Annotated in this window: 18 protein-coding genes; 6 read left to right on the top strand and 12 right to left on the bottom strand. The window is 68.2% G+C overall.

Features of this window, described 5'->3' with window-relative positions:
* Positions 1–2: 2 nt before the first annotated feature.
* Positions 3–1196: a tRNA epoxyqueuosine(34) reductase QueG gene (gene queG / locus AC1DK4_RS05480; protein WP_441612708.1), complete on the bottom strand. Its 1194-nt coding sequence runs from the start codon at positions 1194–1196 to the stop codon at positions 3–5.
* Positions 1197–1212: 16 nt separating this feature from the next.
* On the opposite strand from queG, the gene tsaE reads away from it, so the two are divergent.
* Both tsaE and AC1DK4_RS05470 read left to right on the top strand, forming a co-directional pair.
* On the top strand, positions 1213–1725 hold the full coding sequence (gene tsaE / locus AC1DK4_RS05475) for a tRNA (adenosine(37)-N6)-threonylcarbamoyltransferase complex ATPase subunit type 1 TsaE (protein ID WP_441612733.1): 513 nt from the start codon (positions 1213–1215) through the stop codon (positions 1723–1725).
* A complete protein-coding gene (locus AC1DK4_RS05470; RefSeq protein WP_441612707.1) occupies positions 1719–3233 on the top strand; it encodes an N-acetylmuramoyl-L-alanine amidase in 1515 nt (504 codons plus the stop codon). Before tsaE ends, AC1DK4_RS05470 begins: the two co-directional genes overlap by 7 nt.
* 141 nt (positions 3234–3374) lie before the next feature.
* Here the strand turns inward: AC1DK4_RS05470 and AC1DK4_RS05465 are convergent, their stop codons facing one another.
* Positions 3375–4397, bottom strand: a complete 1023-nt coding sequence (locus AC1DK4_RS05465) for a bile acid:sodium symporter family protein (RefSeq protein ID WP_441612706.1) — start codon at positions 4395–4397, stop codon at positions 3375–3377.
* A gap of 95 nt (positions 4398–4492) precedes the next feature.
* On the opposite strand from AC1DK4_RS05465, the gene AC1DK4_RS05460 reads away from it, so the two are divergent.
* Entirely contained in the window at positions 4493–5398 is a 906-nt protein-coding gene (locus AC1DK4_RS05460) for a LysR family transcriptional regulator (protein WP_441612705.1), read from the top strand.
* A gap of 22 nt (positions 5399–5420) precedes the next feature.
* Here AC1DK4_RS05460 and AC1DK4_RS05455 read toward each other — a convergent pair whose 3' ends face one another.
* On the bottom strand, positions 5421–6179 hold the full coding sequence (locus AC1DK4_RS05455) for a class I SAM-dependent methyltransferase (RefSeq protein WP_441612704.1): 759 nt from the start codon (positions 6177–6179) through the stop codon (positions 5421–5423).
* 203 nt (positions 6180–6382) lie between these two features.
* Between AC1DK4_RS05455 and AC1DK4_RS05450 the strand changes: the two genes are divergently transcribed.
* The gene (locus AC1DK4_RS05450) at positions 6383–7225 is read left to right on the top strand and encodes a helix-turn-helix transcriptional regulator (RefSeq protein WP_441612703.1); all 843 of its coding nucleotides are present in this window, start codon (positions 6383–6385) and stop codon (positions 7223–7225) included.
* Positions 7226–7227: 2 nt separating this feature from the next.
* Here the strand turns inward: AC1DK4_RS05450 and AC1DK4_RS05445 are convergent, their stop codons facing one another.
* The 7 genes from AC1DK4_RS05445 to AC1DK4_RS05415 all read right to left on the bottom strand — a co-directional run bounded on the left by AC1DK4_RS05445 (position 7228) and on the right by AC1DK4_RS05415 (position 12628).
* Positions 7228–7986, bottom strand: a complete 759-nt coding sequence (locus AC1DK4_RS05445) for a 3-hydroxyacyl-CoA dehydrogenase (protein ID WP_441612702.1) — start codon at positions 7984–7986, stop codon at positions 7228–7230.
* Between the two features lie 213 nt (positions 7987–8199).
* On the bottom strand, positions 8200–8865 hold the full coding sequence (adk, locus tag AC1DK4_RS05440) for an adenylate kinase (protein WP_441612701.1): 666 nt from the start codon (positions 8863–8865) through the stop codon (positions 8200–8202).
* 366 nt (positions 8866–9231) lie between these two features.
* On the bottom strand, positions 9232–10041 hold the full coding sequence (kdsB, locus tag AC1DK4_RS05435) for a 3-deoxy-manno-octulosonate cytidylyltransferase (RefSeq protein ID WP_441612700.1): 810 nt from the start codon (positions 10039–10041) through the stop codon (positions 9232–9234).
* A 47-nt stretch (positions 10042–10088) separates the two neighbouring features.
* Complete coding sequence (locus tag AC1DK4_RS05430; protein ID WP_441612699.1) at positions 10089–10277, bottom strand: Trm112 family protein; 189 nt, start codon at positions 10275–10277, stop codon at positions 10089–10091.
* Positions 10258–11367, bottom strand: coding sequence for a tetraacyldisaccharide 4'-kinase (gene lpxK / locus AC1DK4_RS05425; RefSeq protein ID WP_441612698.1), 1110 nt, complete (start codon positions 11365–11367; stop codon positions 10258–10260). Before lpxK ends, AC1DK4_RS05430 begins: the two co-directional genes overlap by 20 nt.
* A gap of 195 nt (positions 11368–11562) precedes the next feature.
* Positions 11563–11991 (bottom strand): ExbD/TolR family protein, encoded by a 429-nt coding sequence (locus tag AC1DK4_RS05420; RefSeq protein WP_441643356.1) that lies wholly within the window; start codon positions 11989–11991, stop codon positions 11563–11565.
* A 16-nt stretch (positions 11992–12007) separates the two neighbouring features.
* Positions 12008–12628: a MotA/TolQ/ExbB proton channel family protein gene (locus tag AC1DK4_RS05415; RefSeq protein WP_441612696.1), complete on the bottom strand. Its 621-nt coding sequence runs from the start codon at positions 12626–12628 to the stop codon at positions 12008–12010.
* 1046 nt (positions 12629–13674) lie between these two features.
* On the opposite strand from AC1DK4_RS05415, the gene xseA reads away from it, so the two are divergent.
* Together xseA and sodB are read left to right on the top strand one after the other, a co-directional pair.
* Complete coding sequence (gene xseA, locus AC1DK4_RS05410; RefSeq protein ID WP_441612695.1) at positions 13675–15060, top strand: exodeoxyribonuclease VII large subunit; 1386 nt, start codon at positions 13675–13677, stop codon at positions 15058–15060.
* Positions 15061–15221: 161 nt separating this feature from the next.
* Positions 15222–15803: a superoxide dismutase [Fe] gene (gene sodB, locus AC1DK4_RS05405; RefSeq protein ID WP_441612694.1), complete on the top strand. Its 582-nt coding sequence runs from the start codon at positions 15222–15224 to the stop codon at positions 15801–15803.
* A 174-nt stretch (positions 15804–15977) separates the two neighbouring features.
* Here the strand turns inward: sodB and eno are convergent, their stop codons facing one another.
* Positions 15978–17318, bottom strand: coding sequence for a phosphopyruvate hydratase (gene eno / locus AC1DK4_RS05400; protein WP_441612693.1), 1341 nt, complete (start codon positions 17316–17318; stop codon positions 15978–15980).
* A gap of 40 nt (positions 17319–17358) precedes the next feature.
* Positions 17359–18789, bottom strand: a complete 1431-nt coding sequence (pyk, locus tag AC1DK4_RS05395; protein WP_477131431.1) for a pyruvate kinase — start codon at positions 18787–18789, stop codon at positions 17359–17361.
* Position 18790 lies beyond the last annotated feature (1 nt).

Here is an 18790-nt window from a genome sequence, read left to right as displayed (position 1 = left end):
GCTCAATCCGCGATGCAGGCCGGCGCGTCGGCGCCCACATCCTGCGCCAGCGCCCAGCCGATATGCTCGCGCACCAGCGGGCTGGCGTCGGCCTGGCGCGCGCCGAGCGCGGCGCGGATGCGCGCGGCGAGGGCGGCGTCGCCGGTCTCGCAGGCTGCGCGAAGGCTGTTGCCCAGGCCCACCGCCAGGTTGCGCAGCCAGCGCTCGTGGCCGATGCGGCGGATCGGGCTGCCTTCGAGTCGCTGGTTGAACTCCGTTTCCGTCCAGCCGAACAGCGTGACCATGTCGGGCGCCCCGAAGCCATTGCGCACGTCGAAGTCAGGCAGCGTCGCGCGGTGGGCAAACTTGTTCCAGGGACAGGCCAGCTGGCAATCGTCGCACCCGTACACGCGGTTGCCCATGGGGGCGCGCAGCGGCTCGGGGATGGCGCCCTTGTGCTCGATCGTCAGGTAGGAAATGCAGCGGCGCGCGTCGAGCCGGTACGGTTCGAGGATGGCCTGGGTCGGGCAGATGTCGATGCAGCGGCGGCAACTGCCGCAATGGGGCTCCAGCGGCTGGTCGGCGGGAAAGGGCACGTCGACCAGGATCTCGCCGAGGAAGAACATCGAGCCGCCGTCCCGGTCCAGCAGCAGCGTATGCTTGCCGCGCCAGCCCAGTCCGCCCTGCGTGGCCAGCGCCACCTCCATGACCGGCGCGGAGTCGGTAAAGACCCGGTAGCCGAACGGGCCGATGGCGGCTTCGATGCGGCTGGCGAGCTGCTGCAGGCGGTTGCGCAGCACCTTGTGGTAGTCCCGGCCGCGCGCATAGAGCGAGATCACCGCGGTGGCGGGATCGTCCAGCCGGGCCAGTTCGTGGCCGCGCCAGTCGGCTTCGCCGGAAGCCGGCAGGTAAGGCATGCGCGCCACGATGGCGCGTACCGTGCCGGGCACGAGTTCGGCTGGGCGGGCGCGCCGCAGGCCGTGGTTGGCCATATAATCCATGTCGCCGTGGTAGCCCTGTGCCAGCCACGCCATCAACCCCGCTTCCGCCCGGCTCAGGTCGACTTCGGCGATGCTGACCGCGTCGAAGCCCAGTTCCGCGCCCCACGTCCGGATCGAGCGCGCCAGCGCATCCAGCCGCGCGGCGTCCGCACGGGCGCCGCCGCTGGCGGGAGGAGGTTGGGTGGCGGCTGGCGCCTGGGTTGCACGGTCGATCATTCCCGAATTGTACGCAATGCCCTTGCTCGAAGAACGCACCTTGATCCTGCCAGACGAAGCCGCCACCGCGCGGCTGGGCGCGGCACTGGCCGGCGCGGCGCGCGCGTTGCCGCCGCAGACCGTGCACCTGCAGCTGTCGGGCGATCTTGGCGCGGGCAAGACCACGCTGTCGCGCGCGATCCTGCGCGCGCTCGGCCATCAGGGCAAGGTCCGCAGCCCCACCTACACGCTGTGCGAGCCGTACGCGGTCACGCGCGCGGATGGCTCGCCGCTGACCGTCTACCACTTCGACCTGTACCGTTTCGCCGATCCGGAGGAATGGGCCGATGCCGGGTTCCGCGACTGTTTCGCCGAACCCGCCGTCAACCTGGTCGAGTGGCCGGAGAAAGCCGGCCGGCTGCTCGGGGAACCCGACCTTCACTTGTTGCTCCAATCGGACACAAGCGACGCCGACGATGCTGCGGAGCGTCGGATGGTTACGCTTCGTGCCTATACTCAGACTGGACTTACCCTGCTTTGCGCATGCTGATCAAGCGACTCGCTACCGACCGTCCCGATGAATTGTTGCTGGCCCGCCGTAAATGGCTGGCGCAGTGTCTCAAGGCCGGCGCCGGCAGCGTGGTGCTGACGCTGGCGGGGCCTCAGATCGCCTTCGGCGCCGGCATCGTGGCCGTGCGCGTCTGGCCCGCCGAGGAATACACCCGCGTCACCATCGAGTCCGATGCGCCGCTGGCCGCCGTGCACCAGATGGTCCACGGCCCCGACCGCCTGGTGGTGGACATCGATGGCCTGGACCTGTCGCCTACGCTGCGCGAACTGGTGGCCAAGGTCACCTCCAATGACCCCTATATCCAGACCGTGCGCGTCGGGCAGAACCGCCCGCGCGTGGTGCGGCTGGTGTTCGACCTGAAGGAAGACGTCTCGCCGCAGGTGTTTACGCTGGCGCCGATCGGCAGCTACCGCAACCGCCTGGTGTTCGATCTCTACCCGGTCAACCCGCCCGATCCGCTGTGGAAGCTGGTGCGCGACACCGAGGACAAGCAGCGCCGCTTTGCCGCGACGCCGCCGCCGGCGGGCGCCGATGGTGTGTCCGGCGCGCCCGCCACGGGCGAGGAAGATGCCATCGGCGCGCTGGTGCGCAAGTTCGACGACAAGGGCGCCAATCCGGTGCCGGCCCTGCCGCCGATGGCGGCGAACCGGCCCAGGCCGCAGGCGCCCGCCACACCGCCCACGGCAGGCGCGCCGCCCGTGCCGCCGCTGGCGCAGAACAATGCGCCGCCCGCGCTGCCGGCCAACAATGCGCCGGCCGACCGGCCCTTCAAGATGCGCCGCCTGCTGACGGTGGCGATCGACCCGGGCCACGGCGGCGAAGACCCCGGCGCCACCGGCGCGTCCGGTTCGCGCGAGAAGGACGTGGTGCTGCAGATCGCGCACCGCCTGCGCGCCAAGATCGACGCGCAGCCCAATATGCGGGCCATGATGACGCGCGACGCCGATTTCTTCGTGCCGCTGAACGTGCGCGTGCAGAAGGCGCGCCGCGTGCAGGCCGACCTGTTCGTGTCGATCCACGCCGATGCCTTCCTGTCGCCGGAAGCCAAGGGGGCCTCCGTGTTCGCGCTGTCCGAGCGCGGCGCGTCGAGCAGCGCGGCACGCTGGATGGCCAACAAGGAGAACGCCTCCGATCTGATCGGCGGCGCCAACATGGGCAACAAGGATGCCCAGGTCGCGCGCGTGCTGCTGGACCTGTCCACCACCGCGCAGATCAACGACAGCCTGCAGGTGGGCAAGGCGGTGCTCGCGGAAATCGGCGGCATCAACAGGCTGCACAAGGGCAGCGTGGAGCAGGCGGGCTTTGCCGTGCTGAAGGCACCGGACATTCCCTCGATCCTGGTCGAGACCGCCTTCATCAGCAACCCCGAAGAGGAGCGCAAGCTCAACGACGAGAACCACCAGGAGCAGCTGGCCAACGCCATCCTGCGCGGCATCCGCAATTACTTCGCGCGCAATCCGCCTCTGTCGAAGAATCCGTCGGTGTAGGGCGGGGAGCCGCCGGAAGGCAGCCAGAAAGCAAAATGGCCGGCATCCGCCGGCCATTTTGCCTTGTGCGCGAAGACTCTTGTGCGCGAAGACTCTTGTGCGCGAAGACTCTTGTGCGCGAAGACTCTTGTGCGCGAAGACTTACGCGCGTGCGGTGGCGCCATCGGGGAGCGCGTCGCGGTTGGCGTAGCGCGAGGCGATCACCGAGCAGACGATCAGCTGCAACTGGTGGTAGACCATCAGCGGCAGCACCAGCAGGCCCAGCGCCGGATGGCCGGCGAACAGGATCTTGGCCATCGGGATGCCGTTGGCCAGGCTCTTCTTGGAGCCGCAGAACACCGCGGTGATCTCGTCTTCCACCGAGAAGCCCAGGCGGCGCGCGGTGAAGGTGGTGGTGGCCAGGATCACCAGCAGCAGCACGGCGGCCAGGACCATCACCGCGCCGATGGTTTCCCAGTTGTACTTGCGCCACAGGCCGGCGGCGGTGGCGTCGCAGAACGAGGAATAGACGATCAGCACGATCACGCCGCGGTCGATCTTGTTGGTGACCTGCTTCTTCTTGGCCAGCCAGCTGGCGATCAGCGGGCGGGCCGCCTGGCCCAGTGCGAACGGCAGCAGCAGTTGCAGCGCCACGCCCATCAGCGCCTTGCCCAGCGGCATGGAGGCGCCGCTGGCGCTGATCACCAGGCCCATCAGCAGCGGGGTGGCGGCCATGCCGATCAGGCCGGAGATGGTGGCGTTGAAAATGGCGCCGGGCACGTTGCCGCGCGCCATCGATGTCATCGCCACCGAGGACGATACCGTCGACGGCAGCGCGCACAGGTAGAACACGCCCAGCAGCAGCTCGGCGGGCAGCATATGGCGCAGGCCGAACATCAGCGCCAGCCCGACCACCGGGAAGACGATATAGGTGAAGGTCTGCACGAACGCATGCAGGCGCCAGTGACGCGCGCCGGCCACCAGCTTGTCGCGCGACAGCGCCGCGCCGTGCAGGAAGAACACCAGCGCCACGCCCAGATTGGTGACAAGGCCCAGGTGCAGCGGACCGTCGCCGGTGCCGAGCTGGGGCGCCAGCAGCGCGATGCCGATGGCGGTGAGCATGATCAGGACGAAACCGTCGATCAGGTCGTAGATTTTCTTGAAGGGTGAGAGGATGGCGGACATGACAGCAGTGTTGGATAAGGGTTTCGCCTAGTATTGGACGCCACCGCAGCCTAGAATGCAAATTCATTTATCGCATTCATTGATCTCATAAACGCATGAATTACACATTGCGCCAGTTGCGGGTGTTCCTCGCCGTGGTCGGGCACGGCAGCTTCAGCCGTGCCGCTGATGCCGTGGGGCTGACCCAGCCCGCCGTCAGCCGGGGCGTGGCTGAGCTGGAAGAAGCACTTGGCGTGCGCTTGCTCGACCGGACCACGCGCGAAGTGGTGGTGACCGAGGCGGGCCAGGCGCTGGCGCCGGCCATCGAGCGCCTGCTAGGCCAGCTCGACGACACACTGGAAGAAACACGCCAGCTGGGGGAGCGCTATCGCGGGCGGGTCGTGATTGCCAGCGCACCCACGATCTCGGCGCGCCTGATGCCGCTTTACGTCTCCGCCTGCGCGCGCCAGTACCCGGACATCCGCCTGAGCGTGCGCGATAACGTGCAGGCCGACGGGCTCGAGCAGATCCGTGCCGGCGCGGTGGATTTCGGCGTGCTGATCGACCCGCTGGCGCGCGAGGGGCTGACCATCGCGCCGCTGGCCACCGACCCGTTCTGCTTCGTCTGCCGGCGCGACCATCCGCTGGCCAGCGCGGAGTCGGTGCCCTGGAGCGCGCTGGACGGCATGCCGCTGGTCCTGCTGGATTTCGCCTCGGGCAGCCGGCCGCTGATCGACCGCATCTTCGCCAGCCACGGCGTGGCGCCGAGCGTGGTGCAGGAGCTGGGGCATTCGGCCAGCGTGTTCGGCATGGTCGAGGCCGGCATCGGCGCCTCGGTGCTGCCGTCGTTCTCGCTGCCGCTGCCGGCGGCGTCGCCGCTGGTGTGGCGCCCGCTCACGCCGCGCGAGGAGCGGCGCATCGTCATGGTGTGCCGCGAGGACCGCTCGCTGTCGCCCTCCGCGGCGGCGGTCTGGCAGATGGTGCAGAGCCTGCCGCTGCCGGCCGAGCCCGCCATGCCGTAGGCTGGTTGGGCCCGGCCGGCGTTCAGGCGCGCGTCGCCGTCACCATCACGGCCTCCAGCGCAAAACTGCCGTCAGCCTGCACAAGATAGTGGTCGCGGACTTCCGCCGGCGCCAGCTGCCACAGGTGCCGGATGGCCGCCACCGCCACCTCGGGCGTGCGCATGCGCTGCACCCAGCTGGCGAATTCCAGTTCGATCCGCCACACCGGCGACACGCTGGCCGCGAAGCCGGCGGTCGCCAGCATCGCCAGCCAGGCGCGGCCGGTGTAGTCGCGGATATGGGAAGGATCGCGCAACAGTTCCACCGACTGCAGCCAGGTGTCGAGCAAGGGATCCTCGGCGCCGGCGATATCGATCAGCACGACCCTGCCGCCGGGCTTGAGCACCCGGTGCATCTCGGCCAGCGCCGCCGGCACGTCGCGCCAGTGGTGGGCGCTCATGCGCGAGATCACGGCGTCGAAGCTGGCATCCTCGAACGGCAGCGATTCCGCCGCACCCTGGCGCGTGACGATATTGCCCAGGCCCTTGTCGCGCGCGGCGGCTTCCACCACCGCCAGCATCTCGGCCGAGAGATCGTAAGCCGTCACTTCGGCGGCGGCGCCCGCCGCGGCAAAGCTGGCGTGGCCGGCGCCACAACCCAGGTCGAGCACGCGCGCCGCGGGGATGTCCGCCAGCGCCCGCGCCAGCTGCTGCAGGTCCGCGCCCTGGGCGTGGACCGCGCTGGTGAGGTAGGCGCTGGCGGTCGCGCCGAACTGGGCGGCGACAAGGTCTTGTTGTTGCATGGGGTTCTCCTGGCGGCGCTGGCCGCTGGTGGGTTCTGGTGACCGGGGACCGGGAATCTGGAGGCCACCCGGCGGGACTTGCCCTTCAGGTGGCTTCGACGTACTGTAGCAGGCTGTTTTCCCGGTACAAGTCACCGATTTATCCTGGTATAAAACGCACCAGCTTCTACTGGATACCGACCAGGGCCTGCCCCGACGACCTGATGAACGACACCACGCCACTTGCAGAAGCCGCTGCCCCGAATGACGCCGCCAGTGAGCGCGAGCTAACCCGCGAAGCCGTGCTCGGGCGTTTCCTGCGTGCGCACCGCGAGCGGCTGGCACCGTCCGAAGTCGGCCTGGCCCCGGGCCGGCGGCGGCGCACGCCGGGCTTGCGCAGGGAAGAGCTGGCGCAACTGGCGGGGCTGAGCGCCACCTGGGTGACATGGCTGGAGCAGGGGCGCCCGGTAGCGCTGTCCGCGCGTGCGCTGGACGGCCTGGCGGGCGCGCTGCGGCTGTCGCGTGCCGAACGTGCCTATCTGTTCGAGCTGGCCGGCCGCCGCGACCCGATGCAGGCACAGGACACGCACGTGCCGGCGACCGTGATGGCGAGCGTGGAAGCGATCAGCGGCCCGGCCTACCTGCTGGACCGGCAGTGGAACGCACTGGTGTGGAATGCCGCGGCGGCGGACCTGTTCGTGGGATGGCTGGACGACGCCAGCAGTGAGCGCAACCTGTTGCGCAGCATGTTCCTGTCGCCGGGGCTGCAGGCGCTGGTGGAAGACTGGCCGCACCGGGCGGCCCGGCTGGTGGCGGAATTCCGCGCCCACAGCATCCGCCATGCCGAAGATCCACCCACGCGGGCGCTGGTCGAGGGCCTGCTGGCCGAAAGCCCGGCCTTTCGCGCGGACTGGGTCTCGCAGGATGTGGAGGAGCGGCAGGGCGGCCGCCGCGGTTTCCTCCATCCGCGGCGCGGCTTGCTGCATTTCGAGCAGCTCACGCTGGTGCCGGCCGCCGCGCCGGGATTGACGCTAGTGATGCTGATGCCGGCGCACAGCGCCGGCTGAACTTACTTCGGCTGCATGCGGATGGCGCCGTCGAGCCGGATCACCTCGCCGTTGAGCATGGTGTTGCCGAGGATGGCGCCGACCATCTTGGCGTACTCGGCCGGGCGGCCCAGGCGCGGCGGGAACGGTACCATCTTGCCGAGCGCGTCCTGCACTTCCTGCGGCATGCCCAGCAGCATCGGCGTCTCGAAGAGGCCGGGCGCGATGGTCATGCAGCGCACGCCGTCGCGCGACAGGTCGCGCGCGATGGCCAGGGTCATGGCCACCACGCCGCCCTTGGAGGCGGCGTAGGCGGCCTGGCCGATCTGGCCGTCGAAGGCCGCCACCGAGGCGGTATTGACGATCACGCCGCGCTCGCCTTCGGCGTCGGGCGTGTTCTGCACCATGGCCGCGGCAGCCAGCCGGATCATGTTGAAGGTGCCGATCAGGTTGACGCGGATGGTCTTGTCGAAGGCGTCGAGCGGGTGGGGGCCGTTCTTGCCGACCGTCTTGTTGGCGGTGGCGATGCCGGCGCAGTTGACCAGCCCGGCCAGGCGGCCGAGCGCGGTGGCGGCGGCCACCACGGCCTGTCCATCGGCCTCGCTGGTGACGTCGCAGCGCACGAAGCGCCCGCCAAGCTCGGTGGCCAGCGCCGCGCCGGCGGCTTCGTTGAGGTCGGCGATCACGACCTTGCCGCCGGCCGCGGCCAGCATGCGGGCGCTGCCTTCGCCCAGGCCCGACGCGCCGCCGGTGACGATGAATACGTTGTCGCGGATTTCCATGCCTGTCTCTCTCCTTCGATCTCGGGGTTCGGAATTTGCAATGCCGTTGGATCGGCATGTTGGCATAACGTTTACGTAAACGTCAATCGAGAGTCAGCGATGGTCGTCCCGCCGGCATCGCCGGCATCGCCCGCACGCCGGCGCCGCAAATGAAAAAGGCAGCCCGAAGGCTGCCTTTTCCCGGTGGCGCGGCGCGGGCGCCGCTGCTGCCGCTTACTTCAGTGCGTCGAACACGCGCGCGGTGATGTCGTCCACGCTGCCCACGCCCGCGATCTTGCGATACTGCGGCGGCGCGACCTTGGCGGTGCCATCGCCCTCGGCGGCCCACTTGGAGTAGTAGTCCACCAGCGGACGGGTCTGCTGCGAGTAGACGTCCAGGCGTTTCTTGACGGTCTCTTCCTTGTCGTCGTCGCGCTGGATCAGCGGCTCGCCGGTGACATCGTCGAGGCCTTCGGCCTTGGGCGGGTTGTACTTGACGTGATAGGTACGGCCCGAGGCTACGTGTGCCCGGCGGCCGCTCATGCGCTCGATGATGGCGTCGAACGGCACGTCGATCTCCAGCACGTAGTCGATCGCCACGCCCGCTTCCTTCATGGCTTCGGCCTGGGGAATGGTGCGCGGGAAACCGTCGAACAGGTAGCCACCCTTGCAGTCGGCCGCCTGCAGGCGATCCCTGACCAGGCCGATGATGATGTCGTCAGACACCAGGCCACCTGCGTCCATCACCTTCTTGGCTGCCACGCCGAGCGGCGTGCCTGCCTTCACCGCCGCGCGCAGCATGTCGCCGGTGGAGATTTGCGGGATGCCGAACTTCTCGCAGATGAACTGGGCTTGCGTGCCTTTGCCGGCGCCGGGCGCGCCCAACAGGATCAAACGCATTTACGGGTCCTCAGAGTTTTGAATCTGGTAAGGCGGGGGATAGAAGGAGGGTAACGCCGAAACTTGACGCGAGGCTTACCGCGCCGCAAGTGCGGCACGCCTCGGATCGGAGTCTGGTCTGTTGACGGCCGGTACGCTGTTGGCCGCTACCGATGGCGGCGGACGGGTACCGGACGGGCTCGCTCTTTCATCTCCCACCGAGCCTTGGCCGGGCGCCTGGCGCCCGACGGCTCTGTATCGTCGAGCATTATGCCATGAGGCGGCGCGAAAACGGCCTGCAGCCGTGGTGAGAACTGTCATGACACTTGTGCCGGTGATGCCGTGCCGGTATCGGCGGCGGGCGGTCCGGCCCGCTCGGATGTGACTTCAGGGACCTTCCTGCGCCATCGACTGTGCCCACAGCGCGCGCACGCGCTCCAGGTCGGCCTGCGTATCGACACCCGGCGCGGGCGCGGCGGCGGTCTGCAGCACGCCGATGCGCTCGCCATGCCACATCGCGCGCAGCTGCTCGAGCGCCTCGGCCTGTTCCAGCGGCGCCGCCGCCAGCGTGGGGAAGCGCCGCAGGAAGCCGGCGCGGTAGGCGTACAGGCCGATGTGACGCAGCACCGGCATGCCCGGCAGCGCCACCTGGGCCGTGGCGGCGGCCTGCGCGGGGACACCGGCCCAGGCATCGCGCGCCCAGGGAATCGGCGCCCGCGAGAAATACAGCGCGCGTCCGGCGGCGTCGCACACCACCTTCACCACATTGGGATTGAAGACTTCGGCAATCTCGCCGATCGGATGGGCGGCGGTGGCGATGGCGCAATCGGCATGGTGCGCCAGGTGCAGCGCCACTTCGTCGATCAGGCCCGGCTCGATCAGCGGCTCGTCGCCTTGCACGTTGACCACGATGGCGTCATCGGCCAGGCCCAGCAGCGTGGCCACTTCGGCCAGGCGGTCGGTGCCGGACGGATGGTCGGAGCGTGTCAGCAAGGCCTCGATGCCATGCGCGGCGCAGGCGGCCGCCACTTCAGGCGCATCGGTGGCCACCACCGTACGCGCGGCGGAGCTCGCGTGGGCGCGTTCGGCCACGCGTACGATCATGGGCCTGCCGCCGATATCGGCCAGCGGCTTGTTGGGCAGCCGGGTCGAGGCCAGGCGGGCCGGAATGACGACAGTGAAGGCGGGCAGGGACATGGCGCGTGCTTGGCGTGCTTGGATGGCGTTCGATGGGCGTTCGATGCTTATTCGGGCGAGACCAGCCGGCCCGGCACGGTCTGGCGGGCCTCGTCGGCCAGCATCACGGGAATGCCGTCGCGGATCGGGTAGGCCAGCTTGTCGACCTGGCAGATCAGCTCCTGGGCGGCGCGGTCGTGTTCCAGCTTGCTCTTGCAGAGCGGGCAGACCAGGATTTCAAGCAGCCGGTTGTCCATCTCGTGTTTCCTTGGTGTGGCCTGCGGCGGCCGCTGCACCTGCCGCGCCGGAGGCGGACTGGGCATGCGCGGCGACAGCGCGGCGAATTTTGTCGATCAGGCCCGCGTCGATCACGGGCGTGGTGGGAACGACCCAGATCCGCGGATCGAGCGGGTCGCTGAGGCGCTCGCATTTTACGGCATCCTTCTCCGTGATCAGGATGGCGTCAGCCGCGCGCGCGACGGGATCGTCGGCGAAAGGGTCCTCGGCGAAGTCGTAATGGTCCGGCAGCGGCATGGTGTCCGGCTGCAGGCCGGCCGCGCGCAGGCTGGCGAAGAAGCGCTCCGGGTTGCCGATGCCGGCCGCGGCCAGCACGCGCTGCCCGGCGAACGCGGACAGCGGACGCGCCATGGTCGGGTCGGCCAGCTGCCAGGCTTCGTCCAGCTCCAGGCGCATGCCGTAGACCTCTGGCCGGGCCGGGCTGGCACGGAATTCCGGGTCATTGATCAGGGTGGCGTCGCGACGGCGCGACAGCGGCTCGCGCAGCGGGCCCGCCGGCAACAGGAAGCCGTTGCCGCCCATGCGCGCGTCGAACATCACGATCTCGAAGTCGCGCTGCAGCCGGTAGTGCTGCAGGCCGTCGTCGAGCAGCAGCACATTGACGCCGGGATGGGACACCAGCATGGTCTGGGCGCATAGCGCGCGGTCCGGGAAGACCCATACCGGCACATCGGCGGCGCGCGCGATCAGCAGCGGCTCGTCGCCGACGTCCTTGGCCTGCGAGGTCGGCTTGACCCGGCGCGGATGCCTGAGCTTGACGCCGTAGCCGCGCGAGACCACGCCCGGGCGCAGGCCGGCCTCAGCCAGCGCATGGGCCAGGGCGATCACGGCGGGGGTCTTGCCGGTGCCGCCCACCGTGACATTGCCGACCACCACCACCGGCATGGGCAGTCGCGTGGAGCGGTACCAGCCGCGCCGGTAGGCCAGGCGGCGCCAGCCGCTGACCAGGCCGAACACCCACGACAGGGGCAGCATCAGCCAGGCGAACCAGCCACGGCGCTGCCACTGGGCGGTCACGAAGTCGGCTAGGGCGTGGCGGGGAGCGGGCATGTGGCGTCGGGAAAGGACGGGCGGTAACGGTGAAAGGGGGGGCGCGAAAGAGAGCGCGGCATAACGCGGCACTCCGGGCGGGCCGCGGCGCGCAGCGTGTCGCGCCCGGCTTATCCAACCATTATGGGCACCTTGAGGCGCCCACGGCAAGGCCGGGGTTTGCCGGCCTTCGCGCAGCGCCGGCCCGGCGCCGGCTCAGCGCGCCTGCGAACTCTGCGTGGCGAAGGTCAGGCGCGACAGGCCGGCCAGGCGCGCGGCTTCCATGACATTGATCACCGACTGGTGGCTGGCCTGCGCGTCGGCATTGACGATCAGCACGGGCGGCTGGCCGCTGCCGGTACCTGCCACCTCGCGCAGGCGCGCGGCGAGGCTGGTCACGTCCTGCTGGTCCATGACCTGCTTGTTGATGGCGTAGACGCCCTTGGCCGATACCGTCACCACGATCTCGCCCGGGCGCTGCTGGGCCTTCTCGGCATCCGCGGTGGGCAACTGGACCTGGAGTTCGGTGTAGCGCGAATAGGTGGTCGTGATCATCAGGAAGATCAGGATCACGAGCAGGACGTCGATCAGCGGGATCAGGTTGATCTCGGGTTCTTCGCGCCTCTGGCGGGAACGGAAGTGCATGGCGGTCAGTAGCGCATTAGGCCCGGCGCTGCGGCAGGATGGCATCCAGGAACGCCGTGGCGCGGAATTCCAGCTCGGCCACGTAGTCGTCCACGCGGCGGCGGAAATAGCGCCAGAAGATCAGCGCGGGAATCGCGATGATCAGGCCGAAGGCGGTGTTGTAGAGCGCCACCGAGATGCCGTGCGCGAGCTGTTCTGGGCTGGCGCCGGAGCCGCCCTGGCTGCCAAAGATCTCGATCATGCCGATCACGGTGCCCAGCAGGCCCATCAGCGGCGCCACCGAGGCGATGGTGCCGAGCGCATTCAGGTAGCGCTCCAGCTCGTGCGCTACCGCGCGGCCGGCTTCTTCCACCACTTCCTTGGCAGCGTCGCGCGAGGTATGGGGCTGCAGCACGACGTGGCGCAGGCCCGCCGCCAGCACGCGGCCCAGTGGCGAATTCTGTTCGAGCGTGCTTACCACCTCGGGCGTGGCGCGGCGCTGGTGCGCCACCGTCAGCGCCTCCTCATACAGCCTGGGCGGCAGCACCTTGCTGCGCTTGAGGCTGAGGAACCGTTCGACGACCAGCGCCAGGGCGATGACCGAGGCGATCAACAAGGGCCAGATCGGCCAGCCGGCCGCTTGAATGATGGAAAACACGTGGAACCCCGAAATTCGACGGCTTGTTTGCAGGCCAGCCGCTGCAGCCGTACGCGCGCTGGCTCTGTTGGAAAAAATCAGGCGCCACTCTAACCCGCGGCGGCGTGGCGCGGCAAGACGCTGGACCGTGGTGTATCGGCGGCGCATCGCCGCAGCCTGGCGTCGCCCGGCGGGATGTCCACATCCAGGCGGGACAGTGCTGTGGATGGATTGTGGACAGCTGCCTGACAAGCCTGTCAGGTTATTGATTCAAAAGGAAAAATCCCTGGCAGCCTAAAAAACAGGCAGCCAGGTTGTGATGCGGACCTCCTTCCACGAGATGGAAACCGGCGGCGGTGGGGTTTACGGATGTCCACATAAAAGCAGGACAGGATTGTGGACCGGTTGTGGACAGCTGCCTGGAAACGACCCTAAGTCATTGAATGGAAAACCTATTTTATGTGCTGCTCAAATAATGTGCAGTGGGGGCCAGACAGGGCGGATAAGGGTCGTCGCGGGCACGAATCGCAAAAAAATCACCCATGTCTCTCATTTTCCACATTCGGCCGGGACAGGCTTGTGGACGGGTTGTGGAAAACTGGCTGGAAAACAGGATAAGTCATTGATTACAAATAAAACTAACTTTCCTGATTAAAAATTGGGCAGGGGGCGAAAAGCCTGCGGTTTCGTGACAGATTCGTGTCGGGCGACGTTTGTGATGCCGGGAGCCTTTTCCACGGCGACGCGACTGCTTTTCCGGATTGCCCACAGGCGCGTGGCCCCCGGCGGCAAAGTAATCCACAGGCAGGAGCCACACATTCAGGTTGTCCAGAGTTCCTGTGGATAACTTTGTGAACAAGCCGGGGGTGCAGCCGGTAAGTCGTTGACGCATAAGGGGTTTGCTTACATTGCCTAAAAAATAAGACGGAAGAAACCACATAAGAATCAAAGGCTTGTGTCAAGTCATGCGGCTTTGCGGGTCGCAGGGCCTCCTTGCACCAAGAGGCTTGACAGACCGGTTATGCTGTGGACATGTCAATTCCACGCCGCTTGCGCGGCCGCGCCGCATGCCCGAACCGCTGAACTTTTCGCGTGAATCACAGCCCATGGCACCCGGTGGYGGGCGCGAAGCCATTCCCGTCGGCGAGCTCAACCATGCCATCGCGCAGGTGCTCGAGCGCAACTTTCCGCTGACCTGGGTAAGGGGCGAAATCTCCAATTTCACGCGTGCTGCGAGCGGGCACTGGTACTTTTCGCTCAAGGACGCGCGCGCCCAGATCCGCTGCGTGATGTTCCGGGGGCGCAATCAGCATGTGGACTTTGCGCCGCGCGAAGGCGAGGCGGTGGAAGTGCGCGCGCTGGTGTCGATGTACGAGGCACGCGGCGAACTCCAGCTCGGCGTGGAGGCCATGCGCCGCGCCGGCATCGGCAATCTGTACGAAGCGTTCCTGCGCCTGAAGGAAAAGCTCTCGCAGGCCGGGCTGTTCGCGCCGGAACGCAAGCGTGCCGTGCCCGCCCACCCGCGCACCATCGGCGTGGTCACTTCGCTGCAGGCGGCGGCACTGCGCGACGTGCTCAGCACGTTGCGCCGGCGCGCGCCGCACGTGCCGGTGGTGGTCTATCCGGTGCCGGTGCAAGGCGCGGGCGCCGCCGACAAGATCGCCTCGATGATCGATCTGGCCAGCGCGCGCAATGAGTGCGATGTGCTGATCCTGTGCCGTGGCGGCGGCAGCATCGAAGACCTGTGGTCGTTCAACGAGGAAAGCGTGGCGCAGGCCATCGCGCGCTGCGCCGTGCCGCTGGTGTCGGGTGTCGGCCATGAGACCGATTTCACCATTGCCGATTTCGTGGCCGATGTGCGCGCCCCCACCCCCACCGGTGCCGCCGAGCTGGTCAGCCCGGACCGGGCCCACATGCTGATGCAGGCCATGCGCGCACGCCACGCACTGGCCCAGTGCATGCAGCGCCAGCTCGACCGCCGCGCCCAGAACCTGGACTGGCTGGCGCGCCGCCTGCGCAGCCCCCAGGCGCAACTGCAGGAGCGCCGCTCGCAGGTCGACAACCTCATGCGGCACCTGCGCAGTGCGCTGCGCGATACCGTGGCTGCCCAGCGTCACCGGCAGCAGGTGCTGGCCATGCGCTGGGCCGCCGGTCGCCCCGATCTGGCGCTGGCCCAGGCGGAGCTGCGCCGTGCCGCGCTGCGCATGCGCGACGCCACCCAGCGCCAGCACGAGCGCGCCGGCCAACGCTGGCAGCGCGCCGCCGGCGCGCTGGAGCTGCTGGCGCCGCAACGCACGCTGGAACGCGGCTACGCCGTGCTCATCGACCAGCGCGGGCGCGCGCTGCGCTCACCGTCCGAGCTGCGCGCCGGCAGCACCATCGAAGTCCACCTGGCCGAGGGCGTGGCCGACGCCGCCATCGCCAGCGTGCAGCCGCGGCTGGCAGATCTGTAGGCGCGCCGCGGGCGTCGGCGAGGCACCGACAGCAAGCGCATATCGATGAACCTAATATGATCGAGGGGGCTTTGTTTTCCGCGTTTGCGCGGGTCTGGCAAGTCCCCTACAATCGACAATTCCTGAGAATTACTGATCTTCAACCCCACAGAGACAGAACAATGGAACATACTCTCCCCCCGCTGCCCTACGCGCATGATGCGCTCGCTCCGCACATCTCCAAGGAGACCCTGGAGTTCCACCATGACAAGCACCACCAGACCTACGTCACCAACCTGAACAACCTGATCAAGGGCACCGAGTTCGAGAACTCGTCCCTCGAGGAAATCGTCAAGAAGTCCTCCGGCGGCATCTTCAACAACGCCGCGCAGGTGTGGAACCACACCTTCTACTGGGACTCGCTCAAGCCCAACGGCGGCGGCCAGCCGACCGGCGCACTGGCCGATGCCATCAACGCCAAGTTCGGCTCGTTCGACAAGTTCAAGGAAGAGTTCACCAAGACCGCAGTCGGCACCTTCGGTTCGGGCTGGGCCTGGCTGGTGAAGAAGGCCGACGGTTCGCTGGACCTGGTCTCGACCTCCAACGCTGCCACGCCGCTGACCACCGACGCCAAGCCGCTGCTGACCTGCGACGTGTGGGAACACGCTTACTACATCGACTACCGCAATGCCCGTCCGAAGTACGTCGAGGCATTCTGGAACGTCGTGAACTGGGACTTCGCCGGCCAGAATTTCGCTGGCTGAGCGCGCGTTTGCGCGTGACTGCGGTGCGACAAGGCAATCCGGCAAGCGGCGAGACCGTTTGCCAGAAGCCGGACTAGACGGCGCGCCGCAGTCTGAAGCCTGGCGCAGGTAGTACAAGGAAGAGGGCCCTCCATTGCGAGGGCCTTCTTTTTGCCCGCCGTCGACGATGGCCGGCTACGGCCTCCCGGCGGCCCGCTGCTGCGGCCTGGCGGCGGCAGCGCTCGCGCAGGCCGCGCTGACTGTGCTGAATGCGTTCCGTCCCGCGTAGCTCGCCAGCTCGCCGAGCTCCGCCTCGATGCGCAGAATCCGGTTGTACTTCGCCACCCGGTCCGACCGGCAGAGCGAGCCGGTCTTGATCTGCGTTGCCGACGTTCCCACGGCAATGTCGGCAATGGTGGTGTCTTCCGTTTCCCCCGAGCGGTGGGATACCACCGCCGTGTATCCGGCTGCCGTCGCCATCGAGATCGCCGCGAGCGTTTCGGTCAGCGTGCCAATCTGATTGGGCTTGATCAGGATGGAGTTGGCAATGCCCTCGCGGATCCCGCGCTCCAGGGTAGCGGTGCTGGTGACGAACAGGTCGTCGCCCACCAGTTGCAGGCGCTGGCCCAGCGCCTGCGTCAGCAGCTTCCAGCCGGCCCAATCGTCCTCGGCCATACCGTCTTCGATGGTGACGATGGGATAGGCCTTCGCCAGCGAGCCCAGGTAGTCGCAAAAGCCCGCCGCGTCGAAATGCTTGCCTTCGGATGCCAGGCTGTAGACGCCATTCTCGTACAGCTCCGAACTGGCCACATCCAGGCCGAGCACGATATCCGTTCCCGCGCGATAGCCGGCGAGATCGATGGCGGCGAGGATGGCCTCGAGCGCGGCTTCGTTCGATGGCAGGTCCGGCGCGAATCCGCCTTCGTCGCCCACTGCCGTGGCAAGCCCGCGCTTGCGCAGCACGCTTTTGAGCGCGTGGAATACTTCGGCCCCCCACTGCACGGCCTGTGCGAACGAGACGGCACCTACCGGCAGGATCATGAACTCCTGGATGTCGACGTTGTTGTCGGCATGGGCGCCGCCGTTGATGACGTTCATCATCGGCACCGGCAGGACAAAGCGTGCCGGGTTGCCGAAGCGCCGGTACTGCGGCACGCCCTCGGACGCCGCCGCGGCGCGCGCGGTGGCCAGCGACACGGCGAGCAGCGCGTTGGCGCCCAGCCGCGATTTGGCCGGCGTGTCGTCGGCCTGCAGCAGCAGGCCGTCCACCGCGGACTGGTCGGCGGCGTCGCACCCGACCAGCATGGCGCTCAGTTCGTGGTTGACGTGCGCCACGGCGCGCAGCACGCCCTTGCCGCCGTAGCGGGCCGGGTCATTGTCGCGCAGCTCCAGCGCTTCGCGGCTGCCGGTGGATGCGCCGGAAGGGGAGGCGGCGTAGCCGCAAGCGCCGTCGGACAGCGTGACCTCTGCGGCCACGGTGGGGTTGCCGCGGGAGTCGAGAACCTCGAAGCCGCGGATCGAACGAATAGCAGTCATGGTGTCGCCCTTGTTTCAGTGAAGTCGTTGACGGTGCCAGTCAGGCGGCGGGCTGGCCGACCGTGGCGATGCGCAGCAGGTTGGTGGTGCCGGGCGTGCCGAACGGCATGCCGGCCGAGATCACGATCACCTGACCGGGCTTTGCAAAGCCCTCCTGCTCCGCGGTGTCGCACGCATAGGTGGTCATCTCCGTGACGCTCTCCACCTCGTGGATCACCACCGCATGCACGCCCCACACCAGCGCCATGGCGCGCGCGGCATGCAGGCTCGGCGTCATGCCGATGATGGGCGCTTCGGGCCGCTCGCGCGACATGCGCATCGCGGAGTATCCCGAACTGGTGTACGCCACGGTGGTGGCCACGTGCAGGAGCCCCGCCACGCGCCGCATGGCGCTGCCGATGGCATTGGCGATATCCGGCGTCGGCGGCGTCTGCGAGGCCTCCATGAACTCCCGGTAGTAGGGGTCGGCCTCGGTCTGCACGATGATGCTGTTCATCATCTGCACGGCTTCCACCGGATACCTGCCTGAGGCCGATTCGGCGGACAGCATCACCGCGTCGGCGCCGTCGTAGATGGCGGTTGCCACATCGGAGGCCTCGGCGCGGGTGGGCACCGGCGAGCTCACCATCGACTCCAGCATCTGCGTGGCCACGATGACGGGCTTGCCGGCGCGGCGGCAAGCCTGCACGATGCGCTTCTGGATCGCCGGCACCTGCTCGGCGGGCAGTTCCACGCCGAGATCGCCGCGCGCCACCATCACCGCATCGGTCTCGGCCACGATCGCCTGCAGCTCGGCGATGGCAGCGGGCTTCTCCAGCTTGGCGACGATGCCGGCGCGTCCCCCGACGATCTGCTTGATCTCGCGGATATCCTCCGCGCGCTGGACGAAGGACAAGGCGATCCAGTCCACGCCCAGCGACAGCCCGTAGTCCAGGTCTTCCCTGTCCTTGGCCGTCAGCGCCGACAGCGGCAGCACCACGCCGGGCACGTTGACGCCCTTGCGATCGGATAGCAGGCCGCCGTCGATCACCTCGGTCTGCGCGAAATCGGGGCCAAAGGCCTTGACGCGCAGGCGCAGCTTGCCGTCGTCGAGCAGGAGGTCGGTGTCGGCCTGCAGCGCGGCGAAGATCTCGGGATGCGGCAGGGCCACGCGGGTGGCGTCGCCGGGACGGTCCCGGTCCATGTCGAGCCGGAACGACTGACCCGCCACCAGCGTCACCGGGCCATCGCCGAATTGCCCCACGCGCAGCTTCGGGCCCTGCAGGTCGAGCAGCACGCCGATCGGCCGGCCCAGCTCCGTCTCAAGGTCGCGGATCAGCGCGAGCCTCGCCTTGTGGTCGGCGTGCGTGCCGTGGCTGAAGTTCAGCCGGAACACATCGGCACCGGCCTGGAACAGGCGGCGCAGCGTKGCGGCATCGCYGCTSGCSGGGCCGAYGGTGGCGACAATCTTGGCRTTKCGRGTRCGGCGCATG

The organism is Cupriavidus sp. 05N38 (assembly GCF_056397345.1).
The sequence above is the reverse complement of the archived record's forward strand: the minus strand, read 5'-3'. Positions and strand labels throughout refer to the sequence as shown.

What these genes read in the sequence shown, in the direction of transcription:
- eno (WP_441612693.1), bottom strand. Translation starts at nt 17,318, where the DNA reads ATGACTGCTATTCGTTCGATCCGCGGCTTCGAGGTTCTCGACTCCCGC.
- lpxK (WP_441612698.1), bottom strand. Translation starts at nt 11,367, where the DNA reads ATGCCCGCTCCCCGCCACGCCCTAGCCGACTTCGTGACCGCCCAGTGG.
- tsaE (WP_441612733.1), top strand. Translation starts at nt 1,213, where the DNA reads ATGCCCTTGCTCGAAGAACGCACCTTGATCCTGCCAGACGAAGCCGCC.
- AC1DK4_RS05420 (WP_441643356.1), bottom strand. Translation starts at nt 11,991, where the DNA reads ATGCACTTCCGTTCCCGCCAGAGGCGCGAAGAACCCGAGATCAACCTG.
- AC1DK4_RS05455 (WP_441612704.1), bottom strand. Translation starts at nt 6,179, where the DNA reads ATGCAACAACAAGACCTTGTCGCCGCCCAGTTCGGCGCGACCGCCAGC.
- kdsB (WP_441612700.1), bottom strand. Translation starts at nt 10,041, where the DNA reads ATGTCCCTGCCCGCCTTCACTGTCGTCATTCCGGCCCGCCTGGCCTCG.
- sodB (WP_441612694.1), top strand. Translation starts at nt 15,222, where the DNA reads ATGGAACATACTCTCCCCCCGCTGCCCTACGCGCATGATGCGCTCGCT.
- AC1DK4_RS05450 (WP_441612703.1), top strand. Translation starts at nt 6,383, where the DNA reads ATGAACGACACCACGCCACTTGCAGAAGCCGCTGCCCCGAATGACGCC.
- queG (WP_441612708.1), bottom strand. Translation starts at nt 1,196, where the DNA reads ATGATCGACCGTGCAACCCAGGCGCCAGCCGCCACCCAACCTCCTCCC.
- AC1DK4_RS05470 (WP_441612707.1), top strand. Translation starts at nt 1,719, where the DNA reads ATGCTGATCAAGCGACTCGCTACCGACCGTCCCGATGAATTGTTGCTG.
- AC1DK4_RS05445 (WP_441612702.1), bottom strand. Translation starts at nt 7,986, where the DNA reads ATGGAAATCCGCGACAACGTATTCATCGTCACCGGCGGCGCGTCGGGC.
- AC1DK4_RS05430 (WP_441612699.1), bottom strand. Translation starts at nt 10,277, where the DNA reads ATGGACAACCGGCTGCTTGAAATCCTGGTCTGCCCGCTCTGCAAGAGC.
- adk (WP_441612701.1), bottom strand. Translation starts at nt 8,865, where the DNA reads ATGCGTTTGATCCTGTTGGGCGCGCCCGGCGCCGGCAAAGGCACGCAA.
- AC1DK4_RS05465 (WP_441612706.1), bottom strand. Translation starts at nt 4,397, where the DNA reads ATGTCCGCCATCCTCTCACCCTTCAAGAAAATCTACGACCTGATCGAC.
- AC1DK4_RS05460 (WP_441612705.1), top strand. Translation starts at nt 4,493, where the DNA reads ATGAATTACACATTGCGCCAGTTGCGGGTGTTCCTCGCCGTGGTCGGG.